This is a genomic window from Cupriavidus sp. YAF13 (genome assembly GCF_052113425.1).
GTDB lineage: Bacteria > Pseudomonadota > Gammaproteobacteria > Burkholderiales > Burkholderiaceae > Cupriavidus.
Genome location: NZ_JBFRDD010000121.1, coordinates 1 through 4,453, shown reverse-complemented (window position 1 = coordinate 4,453; position 4,453 = coordinate 1). Strand labels below are relative to the sequence as shown.

Below are 4,453 nucleotides of genomic sequence, written 5' to 3'. Positions count from 1 at the left end.
CGTCAGCCCGCAAGGGTGGAAAGGGGACAGCCATCAGTAGATGGCCGCGGGTGAATCATTGGAACGTGGGGGTTCAGTCCAACGCCCTGCTGCTACATGGCCGGTTACTGTGAGCCTGCGCATCCGTGAGGATGCAGCTTGGGAGGCGTACAGACTCAGGGAGTTCCGGTAATCCTGCGCATAGCGAACAACTTACATCACATCCCCAACTGGCAAGCCAGTCTGAAACCATTTCAGAGACTCAGTTTCATCCTAAGGGCGCAAGCCAAGCTTGCTGAGCGTTGAATTAGCCGGACAACGCACAAACCGGGAACATCCTGTGACAACCTGGAGGTTCCGAAAGGGGGGAACCCCTTCAGAGCCCACCAGGTCAGCGACTCAAGCATACGACCCGGTACGGCGGGGACGTTGGCTGTAGCCAGTACTTTGGCTCGTGTTTCGCGAAAGCTGGCGGCCTTGAGAGCCGTTCGTATCGCGAGACTGCTGCGCATTGCCTTGGCGAGTATCGCGTGCGTACTGCGGTGCACGTGAATTGTCRTCTTGGCCATCGCGGTTGCGTTGGACGTTGCTTTGACCTTGATCCCGCGAGAACTGACGTCCACGCGAATCGTTGTCATTGCGACGTCCTKGGTTGCCAAAGCGTCGGTCGTTCTGCTGGGGACGATGTTGCTGCTGATTCTCGTCTTCCGGCAGATCGACAAACTCCTGGTCAACCTTGGCCATCGTGATCTTGAGCAAACGCCCACGAATCACGGTACGGATTTCGCCTTGCGATTCGCCYTCCCTRACCTCATAGGCCTGGGCAGACGGATCTCCGAGCTTGAAACCGATCAAGACTTTCCGATCGGCGAGTACATCCTGCTCGAGCATYTTGACGATTTCCTTGGCRCGTTGGCCGACRAYGTAGACGTCGCAGTACGTGTACTGGGCGTCATCGCGTTTGCCACGCAGAGCAGCGATATTGCAGGCGAGCACAGGACCATTGTCGGTCGGCACATCACGCACGCGTGAGAGATAGCCGATACCAGACATGTGGAGATCGAAGTACTGCGATTGGGCTTGTTGGGAAGCGGATTGRGATTGCGACATGGTGGGCTCCTAGAATGAAAAAAGGGAGTCCACACATCCCGGCGGGAGTGTTAGAACCCCCAGCTGGGACAATCAATCAGATTTTCATCACATCCAAGATCCCRGAGGGATCCGTTGCCATTTCATGGACCGAGCAACGTTCAAGGGCGTCAGGTGAACTGACAGGGATTGATCCGATAACCGAGATCAGACGGGGCCGAGGCCAGCTAAAACAGGTTCTATTCAACGCGAAGATTTGAGAGACGTCAAGCACCTCTGGATGCCGTCAATCTCACAAGATAGAGGATTGGCCGTGGTTCGTAAAAAATCCGCCATATCTTCGCTAAGCCTCTGATTTTTATAGGAACTCCACCCATAGCGGATAGCGAACCGCCGGCCCCAATCGAAAGGGGCCGCGAATGTGGACCACTGACGACACAGGGGGCAATCAGGGCAGTGGGACACGGCCAAAGCCCGCGTCCTTGGCCCCTTTAGTGATCGTGCCACCGCTGCAATTCGGCAGTCTTGAGACGACGCTATAAGTGTAAGCCTCCGATCAGTACCGTCTGGACGTTGAAGCATCGATAAGCACAATAAGTCCCCGCCAAATCAATTAGTGGGACCCTATGTCGCAGTCAGTTGAGGATCAAGAGGATCGTTACCGTCGGGAACCAAGACGCCTCTTCTCCAACGGCGACAGGAACTGCCAGAACCCGGACTCCGGTTGCGAAGCGCTTCAGGAACGGGCTTTCCTAAGCGCCGAACGCGCCGCTTGCGGGGTCTTTCCGGTCCATGCCTGAAATGCCCGTGCGAAGGAGTTAGGATCCTCGAAGCCCAGCAGAAAGGAAATCTCTGCGCCGGACATCGACGAATTGACGAGATAGTGTCGTGCGAGCGACTCACGCATGGTGTCCAGCGTCTCCTGAAAACTCGTGCCTTCGTCTTTCAATCTGCGCTGGAGAGTCCGCGTGCTGACCCCGAGCTTGCGGCATACGACACTCATCGACAGTTCACCGGCCGGCAGCGCCTCGAGCAGTACGCTGCGCAGTCGTTCCACCATGCTGGCAGTTCGGTCCAGCTCCGCCAGCCGCTGACGCAGGGCGGGCTCGAAATAAGACCACATCTTGTGGTTCTCGGTCAGGAAGGGGCGCTCAACGTCCGCTGCCGCAAAAACCAGTGTGGCCAATGAGGTGCAGTCGACCGGTACGCCGAAGTAGTCCTCGTACGCACGCAGGTCCGACTCCGATCGCGGCGGAACGGGCCAACCTACCCGCAACGGTTGCACGTGGCTGCGCGTAGCGAGTCGTGCGAGTTGCACGAAGAACACCAGCTTGAACGCCAGGAACACGCTCGGCGCAGACTCCGTGCGGTCCAGGAAGTCGATTGTGACGGTGCAGTGCGCAGCCGTGCGTCCCACGTTGATCTCGATCGGGGCAACCAGCTTGACGTACTTCGCAATGCGGTGAAGTGCACCCGCCATGTTGGCGCTGCAGAGCGCGGCAAAAAGCTCCGGGTCGAACCAGTCGGAGGACATCACCTGCGCAACGCGCAATGGTGCCGGGCAGTCTGCCTGCACAGCCTCGGCTTCGGCCTCGATAGCTCTCCAGAGTTTGAAGAAATCCCTCGAGTCCAGGCGCACGTTTTCGCGCGCAAACAGATCGCCCGGGAGTTGTGCGCGGCGCAGCACGCTCGGCGTCGCCAATCCTGCGTCCTGCATCAGTAACCGCCAACCCGGCCACACTGCGTAGCCCAAAGCAGGACCGCGGTAATCATTCGGCGGGAGTTTGTGTTCTGTAGACATGAACGAAGTTTAAGCGGTCGATCGCGCCAGCGCACTCGCCGAACGCGCCAACAGAGTACGCCATTTTGGCGCGTTTCGCAGCTTAATTGGCGCGTTTGGCGAGTGCGCGTGGCACTCCTCAACGGCAAAGTAGTCGCCAAGCTCGAACCCGCCTACTCCGACTGGGAATTACCAATCCTGGCCTGCATGGCAGAGACAACATGCCGTACCTTTGGAGAAGTAAAAGTGAAAAAGACAGTTCTGATCACGGGCGCATCCTCGGGCTTCGGCCTGCTGCTCGCCAACAGCCTGCACAAGCAAGGCTTCGACGTCATCGGTACCAGCCGCGAGCCTGAAATGCACGTAGGCAAGGTCCCTTTCAAGCTGTTACGCCTGGACATCGGCGACGACAACTCCATCAGCGCCTTCACTGAAGAGCTGTTCCGCAACATCAAGCAATTGGATGTGCTGGTGAACAACGCTGGCTACATGGTGACGGGGCTGGCAGAAGAAACACCTGTCGAGTTGGGCAGACAACAATTCGAAACCAACTTCTGGGGTACGGTCAAAGTGACGAATGCCTTGCTGCCTCGTTTGCGGGCACAGAAGCATGGGCAGATCATCACGGTCAGTTCCATCGTGGGTCTGATTGGTCCACCTAACCTCTCGTACTACACGGCCTCAAAGCACGCCGTCCAAGGCTACTTCAAGTCTCTGCGGTTCGAGCTGGATCAGTTCAACATCCAGGTCAGCATGGTTGAGCCGGTGTGGTTCAAGACCAATCTCGCTAACAACGCTGTTTCCCAAACAAGTGGCCGAATTGCTGACTACAACGCCTACCGCAAGCAAGCAGACGCTGCGACACAAAAGGGCATCGACGGGGCGGAAGCGCCCGACGCCGTGGTCAACACCATCACCAAGCTGATTGAGACCAAGAAGCCGAAGTTCAGCAATCCAGTTGGAAAGATGACCGGGATGATCCTTTTCCTACAGAGCTACGCGCCCAAGATGTTTGAAGGGTCAATTCTGAAGAGCGTGGAAACAGCTTGAAGTACGCACTCCCAAATCTTTGACAGGAACCGTCATGAAGTACTACCTGTGCAAGTTCGTCCCCCCTCGCGCTGATTTTTTGACCACCATGTCCGCCGATGAGAAGAAATGGATGGCGCAGCATGGCGCCTTCATGAATGAACTTCTTGATCAAGGCCTGATCGTGGCGCACGGTCCGGTGATCAACGATGGCGACGGTTATGGCGTTTCGCTTTACCAAATCGCCGACGACCAAGATATCGCCTCTTTTACTTCACAAGACCCCATCGTGAAGAACGGCGTCGGTCATTACGAGCACTTCAACATGCTCACCTTGACCGCGCGCGGCTAACCTCTTTCCCTCTCGTCGCAGAACATCTCTACATGTGATGCATTTTGCATTGCTCGCCAGCAGTTCACTGAACCGTTGGCGCTGTTCAGATTAAACGTTGATGACCTGCTTGCCGAGAGCTGACGCGATGACATCGTCGGCGGAAACGCCTTCCTTGTTCCAGCTCATCAGCCGTTGCCAAGCCAGGTAGTTCGGCAAGTACTTGGTGGCCACGCCCCTGAGTT

General features: G+C 56.9%; 4 protein-coding genes and 1 pseudogene. 2 read left to right on the top strand and 3 right to left on the bottom strand.

Going from position 1 to position 4,453, the window contains the following annotated elements:
- Nucleotides 1–378: 378 nt before the first annotated feature.
- Together AB4061_RS40235 and AB4061_RS40230 are read right to left on the bottom strand one after the other, a co-directional pair.
- Nucleotides 379–1,089, bottom strand: a complete 711-nt coding sequence (locus AB4061_RS40235; protein WP_441641612.1) for a DUF3577 domain-containing protein — start codon at nt 1,087–1,089, stop codon at nt 379–381.
- A gap of 715 nt (nt 1,090–1,804) precedes the next feature.
- Nucleotides 1,805–2,785 (bottom strand): helix-turn-helix domain-containing protein, encoded by a 981-nt coding sequence (locus AB4061_RS40230; protein ID WP_441641611.1) that lies wholly within the window; start codon nt 2,783–2,785, stop codon nt 1,805–1,807.
- Between the two features lie 192 nt (nt 2,786–2,977).
- On the opposite strand from AB4061_RS40230, the gene AB4061_RS40225 reads away from it, so the two are divergent.
- Nucleotides 2,978–3,898, top strand: a complete 921-nt coding sequence (locus AB4061_RS40225) for an SDR family NAD(P)-dependent oxidoreductase (protein ID WP_441641610.1) — start codon at nt 2,978–2,980, stop codon at nt 3,896–3,898.
- Nucleotides 3,899–3,932: 34 nt separating this feature from the next.
- Nucleotides 3,933–4,229: a YciI family protein gene (locus AB4061_RS40220; RefSeq protein ID WP_441641609.1), complete on the top strand. Its 297-nt coding sequence runs from the start codon at nt 3,933–3,935 to the stop codon at nt 4,227–4,229.
- A gap of 90 nt (nt 4,230–4,319) precedes the next feature.
- Here AB4061_RS40220 and AB4061_RS40215 read toward each other — a convergent pair.
- Nucleotides 4,320–4,453, bottom strand: a pseudogene (locus AB4061_RS40215) (IS1595-like element ISCARN29 family transposase); the annotation flags it as partial.